Genomic DNA, 15,567 nt, shown 5'->3' with positions numbered 1-15,567 from the left:
GGCTTTTCCTGGCTGAACGTCACCTTCGAGGGTCAGGCGAACCACGCCGGGCCGACGCCGATGGATATGCGCCACGACGCGATCGTGGCGACGGCAGACGTGACCCGTGCGGTCCGTCGGATCACGGCGACCGAAGGAGCGGACCTCGTCGGCACGGTCGGCAGCGTCGACGTGTGGCCAAACGCCATCAACGTCATCCCCGAGACGGTGGAGTTCACGCTCGATTTCCGCTCGTACGACGACGCCGTGGTCGACGCGGCCGTCGAGCAGATCCGCCGGGAAATTGCCCACGCGGCCGAGCGCGAAGGCCTTGAATACGAGATCGAGGAAATAATGCGAGTCGACGCGGACCCGTTCGATCAGGACTGTATCGACACGGTTGTCGAGGCCGCCGAGACGGTCGGCTGTGAGTACACGCGGCTGGTCAGCGGCGCGGGCCACGACGCCAACTACCTCAACAAGATAGCCCCGACGAGCATGATTTTCGTCCCGAGCGTCGACGGGATCAGCCATCGCGAGAGCGAGTTCACTGAATGGGACGACATCGTCACCGGGACTGAGGTACTGCTGAACGCAGTGCAGGAGAAAGCCGCCGAGTAACCAGGCTCGTTCGCAAGGAGGATCTGTCACAGATTTGGCACACGCCACACATCGACTGGTACGTCTGTCGTGGCTGTGTCAGCCGGTTGTCGTGTAGTGGGACGTGCCCGTGACTTTCGCTGGCAACATTGCGATCAGACACCTGTGAAGCATACATATATCAGAGAGTGCTGTACAGTTGTTCACTAAGAGGCGTGTGTGCGTATCGCATGCCGAAAACTGGAGGGAACGTTGTGGATATCGAACTCACGATCAACGGCGAGCGGACGACAGTCGAAGCCGGGTCGGCGGACGACCTAGCGACGGTATTGAGACAGCACGGCTACATCGGCGTGAAATGTGGCTGCGACGGCGGAACCTGTGGCGCATCGAAGGTGTTCGTCGACGGCGAAGTACGGATGGCCTGCGGGATGGAGGCGGCAGACGCCGACGGGAGTGAGATACAGACCGTTGCGGCGCTCGGGACACAGGCAGACCTGCACCCGGTCCAGCAGGCGTTCGTGGACAACTTCGCCGTCCAGTGCGGATTCTGTATCCCGGGGATGGTGATCCAGGCGGTGGCGCTGCTGGATTCGAATCCCGACCCAACCGAGCGGGAGGTCCGAGAAGCGCTGGACGACAACGTCTGTCGCTGCACCGGCTACCAGAAGCCGGTCGAAGCCGTTCTCGACGCGGCAGAACGAATGCGGGGCGAGCAGTCGGTCGCCGCAGACGGCGGCCAGTCGGTCAGTGCATCGCCGCGTGGAGCCGAGTCGACCGGCTGCTGTGGAGGTGGCTGCGATGAGTAACGACGAGGAGACAGCCAAAGCCGACGGAGGAACGGCGTCGCGGTCAGAGACTGCCGAAGACGAGCGGTCCGAGGAGCACCCGCTGGAGTGGGACGAGCCAGAGAACAACGACAAGGCCCCCGACGAACGCGACAGCGTCTCCCATCGGACGGAGAAGTACGACGACCGGAAGCTCGTGACTGGGCAGGCGAAGTACACCGCCGACTACGAGGAGCGATATCCCGACCTCGCGTACGCGGCGGTCGTCCGGAGCGACATCCCACACGGCCGCGTGACCGACATCAACACGAGCGCGGCCGAGGCGATGGACGGCGTCGACGCGGTCCTGACACCCGAATCCGACGCAGTGCCGGACGCAAAATACACCAGCGCCGGGCAGTCCTATCCCGAACCGAGCCCGTGGGACATGCACGTGCTGAACGAGCACGTCCGCTATATCGGCGACCCAATTGCCGCCGTCGCAGCCGAGGACCGGGCGACCGCGACCGCCGCTGTCGAATCTATCGAGGTGTCCTACGAGAAGTACGACTACGTCACCGACCCGGAGGACGCCTTCGACGAAGACGCACCACAGTTGTTCGAGGACGGTGAGGTCGAGAACGAGATCGTCGGCCACGACTACGACCGCAACCGGATGGCACATATCGGGGGCGAACTGGGCGACGTGGACGCGGCGCTCGACGGCGATACTCACGTCCACGAGACCGAGTGGGAGACGATCCGGCAGTCCCACGCCAACGTCGAGAAACACACGTCGCTGGCCTACACGAACGAGGACGACCGCCACGTTCTCATCACCAGCACGCAGGTGCCCAACCACACGCGCCGCCAGCTCGCCCACCTGTTCGACATTCCTATTCGGGACATCCGCGTGCAGAAACCGCGCGTCGGCGGCGGTTTCGGCGGGAAACAGGCAATGGTCATCGAGCCGATTCCGCTCGCGCTCTCGCTCGCCACCGACCGCCCGGTCCTATACGAGGCCAGCCGCGAGGAGGAGTTCTACGCGATGCGCTCACGCCATCCGATGAAAGTCAAAGCGAAGACAGCCGTCACCGAAGACGGCGACATCAAGGCCATCGACATCTACGCGCTGTCGAACACCGGCGCGTACGGCAGCCACGGCATGACCGTCGCGGGCAACGTCGGGAGCAAGCCGATGCCGCTGTACTCGAAGGTACCAAACGCTCGCTTCGAGGCCGATATCGTCCACACGAATACGCCACAGACCGGCGCGATGCGGGGCTACGGCGCGCCACAGGGCACGCTCGCGCTGGAGGGGCATCTCGACGAGGTTGCTCGCGACCTCGGTCTCGACCCCATCGAATTCCGGCGGCGACATCACATGGAAGTCGGTGACCTCGACGAGATCGCAGGGATGATGGGCGGAGAGGGAGCGAACCGCCGTATCCGCTCGTGTGGCCTCGACGAGTGCATAGAGCGCGGGAAGGACGCTATCGGCTACGACGACCTCGAACAGCCCGACGAAGACCACTTGCACCGCGGCATCGGGATGGCGCTGTCGGCACAGGGGACCGGCGTCGCCGGTGACGAACTCGGGGCCGCCCAGATAATGATGAACGAGGACGGGAGCTTCCACCTGCAGGTCGGTGGCGTCGACATCGGGACGGGCGCTGACACAGCGTTCCTCCAGATCGCCGCCGAGGTGCTGGGCTGTGACGAGGGGGAGATAATCGTCAAATCGTCCGATACGGACGTGACACCCTTCGATTACGGCGCGTACGCCTCTTCCACGACGTATATCAGCGGTATGGCGGTCAAGAAGGCCGCAGAGGATGCGAAAGAGAGGATTCTCAACTGGGGATCGAAACTGCTTGGGGAGCCGGTCGGTGATCTGGAAACCGGCGACGGAACTGTGTACAGCGAAGCGAGCGACGATTCGGTCACGCTCGAAGACATCGGCTACGAGGCAGCGTACGGCGACGACGAGCGCGAACACATCCTGGGGAAGGGGACCCACTGCACCGAGGAGAGTCCCCCGCCGTTCGCCGCGCAGTTCGCCGACGTGACCGTCGACGAGACCACCGGCGAGTTCGAGGTGCAAAAACTGGTCGTCGCGGTCGACTGCGGCGTCGCGATCAACCCCGGCATGGCCGAGGGGCAGATCGAGGGGGCGAACCACATGAGCTACGAGATGGCCGTCAGCGACGGCATCACGCTCGACGACGAGGGACGGGCGGAGGTCGCTGACTTCGACGAGTACGGACTGCCGTCGGCGACCGAGACGCCGCCCATCGAGTCGATTCTGGTCGAGACCCACGAACCGACCGGTCCGTTCGGCGCGAAATCGGTCGCCGAAGTTCCGACCAACACAGTCCCGCCGGCGCTGTCAAACGCCGTCCGTGACGCCGTCGGCGTCCGCATCCGGGAGATGCCCATCACCGCCGAGAAAATCAGGTCAAAACTGGACGAGCGTGAAATCTGAATCGGAGCGCGTGGACAGTCACGGCTACAGTGCCGGTGTGTCGGCGTGCCATATCCCAAATCCGCGATAGCTATTTACCGTTCTGTTCGTCATGTACCTGACATAGCCAGCGAGCTGATGAGCCATATGGAAATCGAACTGGAAATTAACGATGTGGAACAGACTGTCGACGCGTCGAAATCCGATTCGCTTCTCGATGTCCTTCGACGGAACGGGTACACCGGGGCGAAGCGGGGATGCGACACTGGCGCGTGCGGCTTCTGTACGGTGCACGTCGACGGCGAACCGGTAAAATCCTGCGTCGAGCCGGTGACAAAAGATCAGGACACGTCCATTGAGACGATCGAAGGTCTGGGTACACAGAGCGACCTGCATCCGGTGCAACAGGCCTTCGTCGACAACACCGCGCTGCAGTGTGGGTTCTGTATTCCGGGGATGATTATGCGCTCGACGGCGCTGCTGGAGACGAATCCGAACCCGACCGAACAGGAGGTCCGGGAAGCCCTGTCGGACAACCTCTGTCGGTGTACCGGCTACAAGAAAATCGTCGAAGCAGTGCTAGACGCCGCCGAACGAATGGACAGTGACACAGCCGTCGCCGCCGACGGTGGGACGGCAGTCGATAACGACGGCGGGGCCGCCGCTGTGACCGAGTGTTCACGCACCGACTGCGGTTGCATGGAGGGCGATCAGTGAGCGATTCCGACCGGGTACGGGAGACGAGCAAGCAACCCGAGGGGACAGAGAGGAAAGAATCGGACCCAGCCGAAGCCAACAGGGAGTCAGAGACAGGCGCGGCACGCGAACCCGACCGGAAGCCCGAGTCCGAGCGTGACGCCATTACCGTGGACGAAGAGAAAGACGACGCACGGAAAATCGTCACCGGGGAGGCCCGCTATACGGCGGACTACCGCGACCGGTTCCCGGACCTCGCCCACGGGAGGGTCGTTCGCAGCAACATCGCCCACGGCTACGTCGAATCGGTCGACACGAGCGCCGCCGAAGCGATGGATGGTGTCGACGCTGTCATCACACCGTTCGACGACGTGGTTCCAGACAAACTGTACTCCAGTTCGGGCCAGTCCTACCCCGAGCCAAGCCCGTGGGATCTGACAGTGCTGCGCGAGCACGTCCGCTTCGTCGGAGACCCGGTCGCCGCTGTCGCAGCCGATGACGCGGAGACAGCCGACCGAGCCGCACGGAAAATCGAAATCGAGTACCGGGAGCTGGATGCCGTGTTCGACCCCGAAGAAGCGCTCGACGAGGACGCGCCACAACTGTTCGAGGCTGATGACGTAGAAAACAAGCAGTCGGGCGCGGACTACAGCCGAAACCTCGAATCGCACTTCGAGGGGGAACTCGGTGACGTAGCAGGGGCGTTTGAGCAGGCGAGCGACGACGAGAGACGGCACGTCATCCAGACGGAGTGGGAGACACCGTATCAGTCTCACTGCGTTCCCGAACCGCACACGACCATCGCCTACACGGACGAGGACGACCGGCACACGTTCATCACGGCGACACAGGTTCCCTTTCACACCCGTCGCCAGATAGCGCACCTGTTCGACGTGCCTATTCGCGATGTGCGGGTGAAGAAGCCCCGCATCGGTGCCGGGTTCGGGTCGAAACAGGAGATGGCAATCGAGCCGATAACGTTCGCGCTGCACCTAGCGGCCGACCGGCCGGTCAAACTGGAGATGAGCCGTCAGGAGGAGTTCACCGCGCTTCGCTTTCGACACCCGATGCAGATGCAGATGCGGACCGCAGTGACGGACGACGGCGATATCGAGGCGATGGACCTCTACACGCTGTCGAACTCGGGGGCCTACGGCACCCACGGCATGACCGTCGCGAATAACGTCGGAACGAAGCCGCTCCCACTCTATCCCCGGGTTCCGAACGTCCGCTTTTCCGGAGATGTGGTCCATACGAATCTCCCGATGGGGGCGGCCATGCGGGGCTACGGCGCGCCACAGGGGCATTTCGCCGTTGAATCGCACATGGACGAGGTAGCCCGTCGCCTCGGCCTCGACCCAATCGAGTTCCGCCTGCAGAACGCGGTCCGCGAGGGCGACCTCGACCGGAGCGTCGCGATTCTGAAAGACGGTGACCGGTTCACCCGGACGATTCGCTCGTGTGGCATCCGCGAATGTGTCGAACGCGGGAAGGAAGCCATCGACTACGACGGCATCGAACAACCCGACGAAGACCATCACAAGCGCGGGGTCGGAATGGCGCTCATCGCCCAGGGGAGCGGGGTCGCGGGGAAGGAACTCGGCGCGGCACAGGTGCAGATGAACGAGGACGGGAGCTTCCACCTGCAGGTCGGCGGCGTCGACACCGGCACGGGCGCGGACACGATGTTCTCCCAGATCGCCGCCGAGGTGCTGGGCTGTACTCCCGAAGATGTCGTCGTCATCGCCGCCGACACCGACCTGACGCCGTTCGACTACGGCGCGTACGCCTCCTCGACGACGTACATCAGCGGCCGCGCGGTAAAGAACGCCGCCGAGGACGCGAAAGAGCGGTTGCTGGAGTGGGGGTCGAGACTGCTCGACGAGCCGCCGAAAGCGCTCGACACCGGCGACGGCTGCGTGTACAGTGAGCAGACCGGGAACAGCGTATCATTGGAAGAAATCGGCTACGAGGCCACGTACGGCGACGACGAGCGCGAACACATCCTCGGGGACGGCAACCACTCGACCGACGAGAGCCCACCACCCTACGGTGCGCAGTTCGTCGACGTGACTGTCGATACGGAGACCGGCGAGTACGAACTCAACAAGCTGGTGTTTGCGGCGGACTGCGGGGTCGCGATCAATCCTGCGTTGGTCGAGGGCCAGATAGAGGGCGGCGAGCACATGAGCCTCGAATACGCCACGAGCGGCGACCTGACCTTCGACGAGGAGGGGAACCCGGAGGTACTGGGCTTTCGCCAGTACGGGATGCCGCGGACGACGGACCACCCCGAAATGGAGACGGTTCTCGTCGAGACGCACGAGCCAACGGGTCCATTCGGCGCGAAGTCCATCGCGGAACTCCCGACGAACGGGGTCCCACCGGCGCTCTCGAACGCGATTCGCGACGCCGTCGGTGTTCGGCTGACCGAGTTGCCGTTCACTGCAGAGGATGTGAAGACGGCACTGGACGAGCAGTCTGCTGACGATTGATTGGTTAGTTTCGGGCAGTTTTGTCCCAGTTAATATCACACACGGAGTGTTTTTGATTGTGGCGAGCAAACTATTAAGAGCTGTTCGGGGAAATTTCGACAGTATGGCGTACATCGGCTTTCTGCTGACAGGGGGTCCCTTCGACAGTGAGCGGTGGCGCACCGCCTACGAGCTGGGGCGGGCGGCGCTGGATCAGGGCCACGAGGTGAGCTACTTCCACTACCTCGACGGCGCGCTCGTCCCCGTCGCGGACCAGACCCTGCCCGGCTGTTCGGATAGCGGGCTGTACGACGAGATGCCGACCGCGAAGTTCCAAGAGCTCATCGCGGACGGCGCGGAAGTCATCTGCTGTGGGCTCTGTGTCGACGCACGCGGGATCGATGCACCGGCCGACTACCCTGATGGCGTCGAAGTCGGGCTGCTTCCGGACCTCGCGGACATCATCGGCGAGGCCGACCGGGTGGTTTCGCTATGAAACGAGATGTTGTCGTGTTGCTCACCCGTGCGCCCTACGGCCGAGTCCACATTCCGGAGGGGCTTCGTGCCGCCCGTGGCGTCGCGGCCGGCTTCGACATGCACGACGTGACCGTGCTATTCACGCAGGACGGTGTGTACGGCGCTCGGGATGCTGTCGACCGTGAGGCACTCAACATGAGCGGGCACGTCGACGATCTCGAGGAACAGGACGGACAGATGGTCGCAGACAGGGAATCGATGGCCGATCGCGGCGTAGATGAAGGCGAAATCGCCGACGATGTGGCGGTCTGGTCCGACGACCGTGTCACTGCCTGCATCCGCGACGCCGACCGAATACTGGACTTCTGACAATGCTATATCTCATCGACAAACCGATGGCAGAAATCGGACTGCGTACTGCCGCCGGCGATCCCGAGGCACACGTCGTCCTGATTCAGGACGGCGTCTACCTCAAACCGGATATCGACGCACCCGTCTCGGCAGTCGCCAGAGACGTCGACGTACGTGGCGTCTCGCTACCGCCGGATGTCGACCGGATATCCTACGACGCCGTAGTCGAGAGCCTCGTTGAACAGGAGGTCAAGAGCTTCGTATGAGCCTGTTCGAACGACTCGACGAGCTGGCTGGCCGGGGAGAGCCGGCAGCGCTCCTGACAATCGTCCGTAAGGACGGCAGCGCACCGCGGGACGTGGGGGACAAGATGATCGTCACCGACGACGACGAGTACGGGACCATCGGCGGCGGCACGGTCGAGCACCTCGCTGCACAGGACGCCCGGTCGGTACTCGCCGGGGCCGACGACCCCGGCGTCCGGACGTACGAACTCGAACGCGGCGGCAACACGGGCATGGTCTGTGGCGGCGAGATGGACGTGTTCATCGACCGTGTTCGCGGGCAGGCACAGCTCTACATCGCCGGCGGCGGCCACATCAGCGTCGAGCTGGCCCCACTGGCGGAGCGACTGGGCTATGCCGTCACCGTGGTCGACGACCGCGAGGCGTACGCCGACCCGGCGCAGTTCCCCGACGAAACGGACGTAATTCACGGCGACTACGGCGACGTGCTCAGTGATTTGCAGATGGGGACGGAGACAGCGGTGGCCGTCGCGACGCGGAGCGGGACGTTTGATCAAGACGCTGTCGCTGCAGCGCTGGACGGTGAGGCTGGCTACATTGGACTCGTCGCCAGCGAGACGAAGGCCACCCACGTCCTCGACTCACTCGCCGAATCGGGCTACGCCCGCCGGGACCTCAGCCGGGTCCGGACGCCTGTTGGTCTCGACCTCGGCGGGAGCGGTCCGGCCGCCGTCGCGCTCTCGATTCTGTCCGAGGTCACCATGGACCGTCACGACGCCACCGGTGAGCGGGCGACACGGCTAAATCTTGTCGATCTCGTTGTCGTCCGCGGCGGCGGCGACCTCGGTAGCGGCGTCGTCTACCGTCTTCAGCAGGCCGGCTTTCCGGTCGTTGTCACTGAAGTTGAACAGCCAACGGTAGTCCGGCGGGCAGTCGCCTTCGGCTCTGCACTGTACAGAAACGAGGTGACGGTTGAGGGAGTCACTGGCCGGTCAGCAGCGGACATCGACGAGGCGCTCGGACTGCTCGCCGACGATGTCGTGCCGGTACTCGTCGACCCCGAGGCGACCGTCGCCGACGAACTCGACGCCGCAGTCCTCGTCGACGCCATCATGGCGAAAGGGACGTTCGACACCGGCACGCGTCGGGGAGATGCCGACGTGGTGGTCGGGATGGGGCCCGGTTTCGAGGCCGGCGAAGACGTGGACGCGGTCGTCGAAACCGACCGCGGGCACGAGCTCGGCCGGGTGTTCTACGAGGGGACAGCGAGCGAGTACGACGGCGAGCCCGGCGAGCGGCGCGGCTACACCCACGAGCGGGTGCTTCGCGCCCCGACCGATGGCGAGTGGACCCCGGCGGTCGCCATCGGCGATAGTGTCACAGCCGGCGACGTGGTCGGCACTGTCGGTGACAGGCCGGTCGAAACCGAGATAGACGGGCTGGTTCGTGGCCTAGTCCACGGTGGCCTCGGCGTCAGCGAGGGCACTAAGCTCGGCGATGTCGATCCCCGTGGTGAGTCTGTCGACCCAGCGAAGATCTCCGACAAAGCGCTGTGCCTGGGCGGCGGCGTGCTGGAGGCGGTGCTTCGGTTGCGGTAGAAGGCACCTAATCGACGTTAGCGACGAACTTCTTCGATGGCCTGGTCGTCAATCGTGACACCGCGTCCGGCCGTAACACGGCCGACAGCCCGATAGAACACGCCGGCGTTGTCGAATGCCGATTCGACGGCGTCAGCCGAAGCCGGCGGGACGGAGACGAACAGGCCGCCGCTGGTCTCTGCGCTCTCACCCTCAGTCAGTCCGTATCCGAAAAGCGTCGAGAGGGCGGGCGTTCCCGCGATAACCGGGAGGTGCGTCAGTTCGATGCCGACATTGGAGCGGGCGGCCACCACGCGGCTCTGCCCGGCGAGGCCGAAGCCGGTAATATCGGTGGCGGCTGTCGCGTGTTCGCGGCACGCGAGCGCCGCGTCCCGGTTCGGTGTCGTCATCCACGCAATGGCCTCCGACTCGATTTGGTCGAGCGGGCGTTCAGTGGCGTCGGTGACCGTCTCGACGAACTGCTCGTCGGTCACGCGGGTCGCCCCCATCGCCGGCTGTGTCCCGAGCGGTTTGGTCAGGTAGAGTCGGTCGCCGGCGCTAGCCCCTTGCGAAGTGAGCAAAGCGTCGGGACGCGATGTCGCCGAGATAGCGCCGCCGGCGAAGGGCCACGGACTCATGATGGTGTGGCCACCGGCAATGACGCCGTCCATCGCGTCCAGCGCGTCGGCCATACCGGCGAGGATCGGCGCTGCGCTCTCAGTTAGCTCTCGCGGAAGCCCGAGAACGACCAAGCAGTCGACATTCTCGACCGCACCTGTGGCGAAGGCATCGCTAGCCGCGTTACAGGCGGCGATACGGCCGAAGTCGTACGGGTCGTCGACGATAGGTGTGAAGAAATCCACCGTCGAGACCAGCGCGAGGTCGTCGGTAAGCTTCCGCGCAGCGGCGTCCTCGCCAATGCCGAACAGCAACGCGTCCCTCTCACTGGAGAGGCCGGCATCGGCGAGCAGCGAATCAAGCTCGCTCTGGCCGACTTTACAGGAACAGCCGTGGAGTTCAGTGTACTCCGTCAGGCGAGTCGTCTCGTCGTCATCGTCAGTCGCCGCGTCGGTTCCCACACTCAAGCCTCCGATAGCGACGCCATCTCAGTCACCTGAAGTTCGAGTTCGAATTCGTCGGACTCGCCAGCGGTCTCCGCGGTCGTCACGTCGATACCGTGCGTCGTACACATCCGCCGAAGGTTCTCTTCGGCCGGCGGGTAATCGCCTCGAACGACGAGTGTCTCGCCGGTATCGAGGTCCGAAAGCGCCTGCCGGACGATGAGCGCCGGCCGGGGGCAGATTTCACCACGAACGTCTACACGGGCCATACCGGTACGTGTGTTACTAGGTCGCAAAAACGCTATCGCCGCCACACGTCGTTGCCCCGGGAAGCTATTTGTGTGTCTTCCGCGGAGCGACCGTATGGATCTGGCTGCTGCGCTGGGCTTGGGTTCCAGCGCCGCTGTCGCCTTTGTCGGGGCTGGCGGGAAGAAAACCGCGATGGGACAGTTGACGGTCGAGGGAACTGACCAGGGGTACAACGTGGGTTACACGACAACGACAGCGATGCCACCGCCGCCTGACCTGCCGCTGACGCTCACGGGTCCGGACGAGTGGCGGGCCGACCTCGAATCCCACGACCCGCCAGTTGCCGTTGCTCGCGAGGAGGTAGCCGATCCGGCGCGAGTCGACCGGAAGGTTCGCGGATTCGAGGCGAGTTTGGTGGAAGAGCTATCCGAGGCCGTACTGTTCGACTGGCTCCTCGTCAAGGCTGACGGCGCACGCAAGCGGGAGTTCAAAGCGCCTGGCGATGGGGAGCCAGTCGTTCCGAGCACAGCCAGCCACGTCGTCCCGGTCGCCTCGGCCGCCGCCGTCGGTGAAGCGCTGACGACGGACGTGGTCCATCGACCGGAACGAGTCGAGGATATCACCGGCCTTCGTGTGGGCGATACGATTACTGCGGCGGCTGTCGGAACAGTGCTCACGCATCCGGAGGGTGGCCTCCGAAACGCGCCGGCCGAGGCATCTGTGATACCGCTGGTCAACAAAGCGGATACCGAAACACAGCAGCATACCGCCAGAGACGTTCTCACACACGCACTTTCACAGACAGAGCGGTGTTCTCGGGGCGTAATCACGTCGTTCAAATCAGATGTCTGTGAAGTGGTCTCAGCGGCAGACGTGCAGGAGGGGGCCACCGATGACTGAATCCGGGGAAACGGCCGGTAGTGTTGCGAGACGAGGGGAAGCATGAGCAGCCAGCGCCGGACTAAAATCGGCGGCGTTATCCTCGCCGCTGGGCAGAGTTCGCGGTACGAGTCGGGTAACAAACTGCTAGCGACTGTCGACGGGACGGCAGTCGTTCGACACGTAGCCGAAACCGCCTGTAAGTCATCGCTGTCGGACGCTGTCGCCGTCCTCGGATACGAGGGCGTGGCCGTCGCTGAGGCGCTGGAAGATCTCTCGCTCTCGGCTCAGCATAACGACGAGTACGCGACCGGCCAGAGTGCGTCGGTTCGACATGGCGTCGAGTTTGCCCGTTCGGCCGGCTGGGACGCCGCCCTGTTCTTGCTGGGCGATATGCCGTTTGTACGCGTCGAAACCATCGAGGAGCTTCTCGAAGCGTACCGTACAGGAACGGCAACCGTTGTTGTTCCCGAGCACGAGGGGAGACGGGGCAATCCGGTGCTTTTCGACAACTGCCATTTCGATGCGCTCGCCTCAGTCTCCGGCGACCGCGGCGGTCGAGAGATTATTGAGACCACCGAGCGGACAGCGTTCATCGAGGTCGAGGACCCCGGCGTCCACTGGGATATCGATACCGATGCTGATCTCGCCGAGTTCGCGGACCGCCACGACAGCCTGTAAATTTAAGACACTGATGGTGGAACACTCGGCTGATGAAACGGACCATCAGCACGGCCGATGCACCCGATGCGGTTGGCGCGTACAGCCAGGCGACGACAAACGGCTCGCTCGTGTTCACCGCGGGCCAGATTCCGATGACGCCCGACGGCGACCTGCTAGACGACGAGCCGATAGCGACGCAGGCGGAACAGGCGCTATCGAACGTCGAAGCGGTGCTGGCAGCCGAGGGGCTGGAGATGAGTGACGTATTGAAGGTGACCGTCTATCTGGACGACATCGACGATTTCGAGTCGATGAACGACACGTATGCCGGCTTTTTCGACGAAGAGCCGCCGGCCCGGAGCGCAGTCGAGGTCGCAAACCTGCCAAAGGGCGTGGGAGTCGAAATCGAAGCAATCGCAACGAGCGACTGAGGCCGACAGACACGCACTGCTGTCGTGGGCCACACAGCCGGGATGTGGCGCACACAACTTTCAAGCCCAGCGACTCGCATCACAGCGTAATGCGACCTACGAGGCGTGAATTCCTGGGTATAGCGGCAGCGCTCTCGCTGTCGGGCTGTCTCGGAAGGACGGCGACGGCGACGCTGACGGTCGGTGTCGTGCCCGATGTGGACCCGGATACCGCCATCGAACAGAACACCGAACTCGCGACATATCTGGCGACCGAACTCGACGTCGAGACCGAGCTACGCACAGCGGCTGACTATGCCGGTATGGTACAGGCGATGGTCGCGGGGCAGGTCGATATTGCCTACTACGGCGGTGTGTCGTACATTCTGGCGCATCATCGAGCAGGCGCAAAGCCAGTCGCCGTGGGGTCACGGAACGGACAGACGGAGTGGCACTCTGCGTTCATCGCCCCGTCAGGCAGTGACCTGACAGAGATGGCAGATGTAGTCGAGACCGCAAGCGAGACCGAACTGGTGTTTGGCGACCCACTCTCGACCAGTGGGACCGTGATGCCAACGTACCATCTTCAGACGGAGTACGATCTAGCCACCGACGCGTTCGCACAGGTCACACACCTCGGTGCCCACGACGCAACGGCAGAAACAGTCGGCCGGACGAGCGGTGTCGTCGGGGCACTGAACGCCCGCATCTACGACAGACTACGCGCAGAGGACGCTGTTGATGGGGTACAAGAGATCTGGCGGACCCCCGGTTTCCCCGATTACCCGTGGGCAGTCGCCCCATCGCTGGAGGCAACGACAGCTAACGCTGTGCAGAGGGCGTTCACGACCCTCGATTCGAAAGGGCGAACGGACATTCTCGACCAACAGGCTGTCGACCGGTACGTCGGGGTGAGCCACGACGCGTTCACCTCGTTGGAAACGGCCGTCGAGATGGCTGGCATCGAACGGGGAGGCGACGGGTGAGGAACAAGCACACGGCGCAGCCAGAGGGCAAACAATCAGGACAGGGACTTGTGTTCGACAGTGTCACCAAGCGATTCGGCGGGAAAGTCGCGGTACGGGATGTCTCGCTCAAACTGGATGCCGGTGAACGGGTCGCCGTCATCGGCCCGTCAGGAGCCGGCAAAACCACGCTTCTCAGGCTGGCAGCTGGCGCGTTGCAGCCTGATGTCGGAACAGTGCGCTTCGACGGGAGCAACATTACGGGTTCGACCGCGACGCTTGCGTATCAGGGGGAGACACTCGTGGACCGGCGAACAGCACTGTCGAACGTCCTCGCTGGGCGCCTCGGAGCCCTGTCCTGGCTCCGTGGCTTCATCGAGCCACTGCTGCCCAAGCATCCCGAGCCAGCCCTCGAACGGCTCGATGCCGTCGGGCTGGTCGACCGGGCCGATGTCCCCGTGAAGTCGTTGAGTGCCGGCGAACGCCAGCGGGTCGCCTTCGCACGGGCTCTCATGCAGGATGCCGAGGTCATGTTGGCCGACGAGCCGACAGCGAACCTCGACCCCAGCTCCCGCCGGAACGTTATCGACGTACTCGACGCCGCCCTCGACGGGGAACTGCTGGTCACCGTTCTCCACGAGGTCGACCTGGCGCTGGAGCACTTCGACCGGATTGTCGGCATGGCGGATGGCCGAGTCAGGTTTGATACGCCCGCACAGGCGGTGGCCGACGACCAACTGGATGCCCTCTTTGCGGCGGGGGCATCCACGCCGGGTACCGACGGCGAACGAACGGGAACGGAGAAAGAGAGCGATGTCCCGGTTCCACGGTATGTCTGAGAAATATAGCGGTCCAGATGCCGCCCAGCACGCTGCGACCGGACTCTCGAAACGCCAGCTCACGACACTCCTCGGCGGCTGTGTCATCCTGGCGGCCGCGGCGTGGATCGCCGAAGTGGACCCGATGGCCCTGCTCGCCGCCGGTGCTCGTGAGCAGATGGCCGCGTTCGTCGCCGAGGGCATCCCACCGGAGACTAGCCGTGAATACCTGCTGGGACGAAGCCTTCGAGACGGCCTGCTGTGGGCTGTCGTCGAAACCCTGGCTATCAGCGTCGTCGGGACCACACTCGCCGTCGCGCTCGCTGTCCCACTCGGTCTGACCAGTGCCGCCACTGTCACCCATCGCGGCCCGCTGTACAGAAACGCTTCAGCCGGCCGTATCACCGTCGGACGCGGTCTCTATCACGCCAGCCGAACTGTGCTCAGCTTTCTGCGATCTGTCCCCGGCATCGTCTGGGGGTTTCTGTTCGTTACCGCTATCGGTCTCGGCCCGTTTGCGGGTGTGCTCGCGCTTGCGGTTCATAACGCCGGTGTCCTGGGAAAACTGTACGCCGACTTCCTCGAAGACACGGACCCGATGACGACCGAGGCAGTTGCCGGAAGTGGCGCGACACGCCTGCAGGCGGTCTGTCACGGGATGGTCCCGCAGGTGACGCCCACAATCGCCTCGTACACGCTGTACCGCTGGGAGTGTACCATCCGGTCGGCTGCCATCCTCGGGTTCGTGGGTGCGGGCGGCGTCGGATACTATCTCGTCATCACCATTCAGCGGTTGCAGTACGGGAAACTATCGACCGCCATCCTCGCCGTGTTTGCGCTGGTCGTCACGAGCGACTGGCTCGGATCTCGGTTGCGGACGCGACTCGGCTGA

17 protein-coding genes are annotated in these 15,567 nt (G+C 64.0%); 15 read left to right on the top strand and 2 right to left on the bottom strand.

From position 1 onward, the window contains the following. The 9 genes from C443_RS02420 to yqeB all read left to right on the top strand — a co-directional run. Positions 1-600: M20/M25/M40 family metallo-hydrolase (locus C443_RS02420; protein WP_005533462.1), on the top strand; the 600-nt coding region annotated here is incomplete at its 5' end. 209 nt (positions 601-809) lie between these two features. Further along, positions 810-1,388, top strand: a complete 579-nt coding sequence (locus C443_RS02415) for a (2Fe-2S)-binding protein (protein ID WP_005533460.1) — start codon at positions 810-812, stop codon at positions 1,386-1,388. Beyond that, a complete protein-coding gene (locus C443_RS02410; protein WP_005533458.1) occupies positions 1,381-3,831 on the top strand; it encodes a xanthine dehydrogenase family protein molybdopterin-binding subunit in 2,451 nt (816 codons plus the stop codon). The genes C443_RS02415 and C443_RS02410 overlap by 8 nt, the downstream gene beginning before the upstream one ends. A 126-nt stretch (positions 3,832-3,957) precedes the next feature. Continuing rightward, positions 3,958-4,527 (top strand): (2Fe-2S)-binding protein, encoded by a 570-nt coding sequence (locus C443_RS02405; RefSeq protein ID WP_005533455.1) that lies wholly within the window; start codon positions 3,958-3,960, stop codon positions 4,525-4,527. Next, a complete protein-coding gene (locus C443_RS02400) occupies positions 4,524-7,001 on the top strand; it encodes a xanthine dehydrogenase family protein molybdopterin-binding subunit (protein ID WP_005533454.1) in 2,478 nt (825 codons plus the stop codon). The genes C443_RS02405 and C443_RS02400 overlap by 4 nt, the downstream gene beginning before the upstream one ends. Positions 7,002-7,104: 103 nt before the next feature. Continuing rightward, the gene (locus C443_RS02395) at positions 7,105-7,476 is read left to right on the top strand and encodes a DsrE/DsrF/TusD sulfur relay family protein (protein ID WP_005533452.1); all 372 of its coding nucleotides are present in this window, start codon (positions 7,105-7,107) and stop codon (positions 7,474-7,476) included. Beyond that, the gene (locus C443_RS02390; RefSeq protein ID WP_005533449.1) at positions 7,473-7,826 is read left to right on the top strand and encodes a DsrE family protein; all 354 of its coding nucleotides are present in this window, start codon (positions 7,473-7,475) and stop codon (positions 7,824-7,826) included. Before C443_RS02395 ends, C443_RS02390 begins: the two co-directional genes overlap by 4 nt. 2 nt (positions 7,827-7,828) lie before the next feature. Continuing rightward, complete coding sequence (locus C443_RS02385; RefSeq protein WP_005533448.1) at positions 7,829-8,074, top strand: hypothetical protein; 246 nt, start codon at positions 7,829-7,831, stop codon at positions 8,072-8,074. Then, positions 8,071-9,651, top strand: a complete 1,581-nt coding sequence (gene yqeB / locus C443_RS02380; protein ID WP_005533447.1) for a selenium-dependent molybdenum cofactor biosynthesis protein YqeB — start codon at positions 8,071-8,073, stop codon at positions 9,649-9,651. Before C443_RS02385 ends, yqeB begins: the two co-directional genes overlap by 4 nt. A 17-nt stretch (positions 9,652-9,668) precedes the next feature. On the opposite strand, the gene selD is transcribed toward yqeB, so the two are convergent. Beyond that, positions 9,669-10,709 (bottom strand): selenide, water dikinase SelD, encoded by a 1,041-nt coding sequence (gene selD / locus C443_RS02375; protein ID WP_005533446.1) that lies wholly within the window; start codon positions 10,707-10,709, stop codon positions 9,669-9,671. Positions 10,710-10,711: 2 nt separating this feature from the next. Continuing rightward, a complete protein-coding gene (locus tag C443_RS02370; RefSeq protein ID WP_005533445.1) occupies positions 10,712-10,960 on the bottom strand; it encodes a sulfurtransferase TusA family protein in 249 nt (82 codons plus the stop codon). Positions 10,961-11,054: 94 nt separating this feature from the next. Here C443_RS02370 and yqeC point away from each other — a divergent pair, with 94 nt between their 5' ends. The 6 genes from yqeC (at position 11,055) to phnE (ending at position 15,567) form a co-directional block, all read left to right on the top strand. Beyond that, entirely contained in the window at positions 11,055-11,840 is a 786-nt protein-coding gene (gene yqeC / locus C443_RS02365) for a selenium cofactor biosynthesis protein YqeC (RefSeq protein ID WP_005533444.1), read from the top strand. 42 nt (positions 11,841-11,882) lie between these two features. Beyond that, positions 11,883-12,500 (top strand): nucleotidyltransferase family protein, encoded by a 618-nt coding sequence (locus C443_RS02360; protein ID WP_005533443.1) that lies wholly within the window; start codon positions 11,883-11,885, stop codon positions 12,498-12,500. Between the two features lie 32 nt (positions 12,501-12,532). Beyond that, entirely contained in the window at positions 12,533-12,913 is a 381-nt protein-coding gene (locus C443_RS02355; protein WP_005533442.1) for a Rid family detoxifying hydrolase, read from the top strand. 89 nt (positions 12,914-13,002) lie between these two features. Then, entirely contained in the window at positions 13,003-13,878 is an 876-nt protein-coding gene (gene phnD, locus C443_RS02350; RefSeq protein WP_005533440.1) for a phosphate/phosphite/phosphonate ABC transporter substrate-binding protein, read from the top strand. Then, positions 13,875-14,696 (top strand): phosphonate ABC transporter ATP-binding protein, encoded by an 822-nt coding sequence (locus C443_RS02345; protein ID WP_049943833.1) that lies wholly within the window; start codon positions 13,875-13,877, stop codon positions 14,694-14,696. The genes phnD and C443_RS02345 overlap by 4 nt, the downstream gene beginning before the upstream one ends. Continuing rightward, entirely contained in the window at positions 14,689-15,567 is an 879-nt protein-coding gene (gene phnE / locus C443_RS02340) for a phosphonate ABC transporter, permease protein PhnE (protein WP_049943832.1), read from the top strand. Before C443_RS02345 ends, phnE begins: the two co-directional genes overlap by 8 nt.

The organism is Haloarcula argentinensis DSM 12282 (assembly GCA_000336895.1).
In the GTDB taxonomy this organism is placed as follows: Archaea; Halobacteriota; Halobacteria; order Halobacteriales; family Haloarculaceae; genus Haloarcula; species Haloarcula argentinensis.
Note: the sequence above shows the minus strand (reverse complement) of the source record. Positions and strands in the feature narration are given on the sequence as shown.

What these genes read in the sequence shown, in the direction of transcription:
- C443_RS02415 (WP_005533460.1), top strand. Translation starts at nt 810, where the DNA reads ATGCCGAAAACTGGAGGGAACGTTGTGGATATCGAACTCACGATCAAC.
- phnD (WP_005533440.1), top strand. Translation starts at nt 13,003, where the DNA reads ATGCGACCTACGAGGCGTGAATTCCTGGGTATAGCGGCAGCGCTCTCG.
- yqeC (WP_005533444.1), top strand. Translation starts at nt 11,055, where the DNA reads ATGGATCTGGCTGCTGCGCTGGGCTTGGGTTCCAGCGCCGCTGTCGCC.
- C443_RS02410 (WP_005533458.1), top strand. Translation starts at nt 1,381, where the DNA reads ATGAGTAACGACGAGGAGACAGCCAAAGCCGACGGAGGAACGGCGTCG.
- C443_RS02395 (WP_005533452.1), top strand. Translation starts at nt 7,105, where the DNA reads ATGGCGTACATCGGCTTTCTGCTGACAGGGGGTCCCTTCGACAGTGAG.
- C443_RS02355 (WP_005533442.1), top strand. Translation starts at nt 12,533, where the DNA reads ATGAAACGGACCATCAGCACGGCCGATGCACCCGATGCGGTTGGCGCG.
- yqeB (WP_005533447.1), top strand. Translation starts at nt 8,071, where the DNA reads ATGAGCCTGTTCGAACGACTCGACGAGCTGGCTGGCCGGGGAGAGCCG.
- C443_RS02385 (WP_005533448.1), top strand. Translation starts at nt 7,829, where the DNA reads ATGCTATATCTCATCGACAAACCGATGGCAGAAATCGGACTGCGTACT.
- C443_RS02370 (WP_005533445.1), bottom strand. Translation starts at nt 10,960, where the DNA reads ATGGCCCGTGTAGACGTTCGTGGTGAAATCTGCCCCCGGCCGGCGCTC.
- C443_RS02390 (WP_005533449.1), top strand. Translation starts at nt 7,473, where the DNA reads ATGAAACGAGATGTTGTCGTGTTGCTCACCCGTGCGCCCTACGGCCGA.
- C443_RS02360 (WP_005533443.1), top strand. Translation starts at nt 11,883, where the DNA reads ATGAGCAGCCAGCGCCGGACTAAAATCGGCGGCGTTATCCTCGCCGCT.
- C443_RS02405 (WP_005533455.1), top strand. Translation starts at nt 3,958, where the DNA reads ATGGAAATCGAACTGGAAATTAACGATGTGGAACAGACTGTCGACGCG.
- phnE (WP_049943832.1), top strand. Translation starts at nt 14,689, where the DNA reads ATGTCTGAGAAATATAGCGGTCCAGATGCCGCCCAGCACGCTGCGACC.